The 1,051-nt window shown below is 51.1% G+C and carries 1 protein-coding gene; it reads left to right on the forward strand.

Translation table 11 applies throughout. The annotated features are described in order from the left end of the window. Window positions 1–80 precede the first annotated feature (80 nt). The coding region (locus QMA35_RS21780) for an IS1595 family transposase (protein WP_281649230.1) at window positions 81–1,051 on the forward strand (971 nt) is incomplete at its 3' end.

Genomic DNA, 1,051 nt, shown 5'->3' on the forward strand with positions numbered 1-1,051 from the left:
GGCTCTGTTCACAATACATATTGGTAGCATGAACTACACTCCTGAGCATCGGTTTCTGTCGTATCATTGGAACCATCGTCATGCAGCAGACACAATTCCAAGAGTTCCTGAAATCTCTCAGTACATTGTCCCCTGAGCAACTGACATGTTTGCACACAACCTTACCGCCATGCCCGAAGACGCCAGAGGTTACGGGCAATAGTCGTCTTCTTGAACGTCTCAAATATTACTTTGATCAGCACCCGCGCTGTCCTCACTGCACCGGTGAATCCATGACGCGCTGGGGGCAGAACGCTGGTCATCAACGCTACCGCTGCAACGAATGCGGGCGTACCTGCAATGCATTGAGCGGCACGCCCTTGGCTCATTTTCGTATTCGTGAAAAGCTGGATGCCTACCTGTCCTGTATGGAGGGAGGCACCACGTTACGCCCGGCTGCTGCCGAATGTAACGTGTCCCTGAAAACATCGTTTTATCTCCGTCATCGCCTGATGGCAGTGATTGAAGCCGACACAACAGGTCAGCTGTCGGGTATCTCAGAAATGGATGAAACCTTTTTCCGGGAATCCCGTAAAGGGCAGCGGGGGCTGGGCGCTGAAGCCCGCAAACGAGGTGGTCGATCCAGACGCAAGAAAAAGCCGCCGGAGAATGCCAGTGAAAAGTCAGAAACAATCAGAAAAATTCCCGTTATGGTGGCCTGCGACCGCCAGCAACACGTAACCGATGCGGTTCTCGAACATGTGAGCAACGATGAACTCTTCACGCAACTGGCAGGACGGATTTTACCAGGCAGCACCCTGTGTACGGATGCTCATCTGTCCCATGAGAAACTGGCCGGTCAACTCAATGTCACATTGAAAGAGCTGGTCACGACGGCAGGGCAGTATGTGCGAGAGAAGGTTTATCACATCCAGACGGTCAACGCTTATCACAGTGAGCTCAAACGTTGGATCAATGGTTTTTTCAAAGGTGTGGCAACGAAATATTTATCGCGCTATCTGGGGTGGAAGCGATTTTTAAAGACACATATCTTCTCAGAAGAGAGTTTGTT

The organism is Parendozoicomonas sp. Alg238-R29 (genome assembly GCF_947331445.1).
In the GTDB taxonomy this organism is placed as follows: domain Bacteria; phylum Pseudomonadota; class Gammaproteobacteria; order Pseudomonadales; family Endozoicomonadaceae; genus Sansalvadorimonas.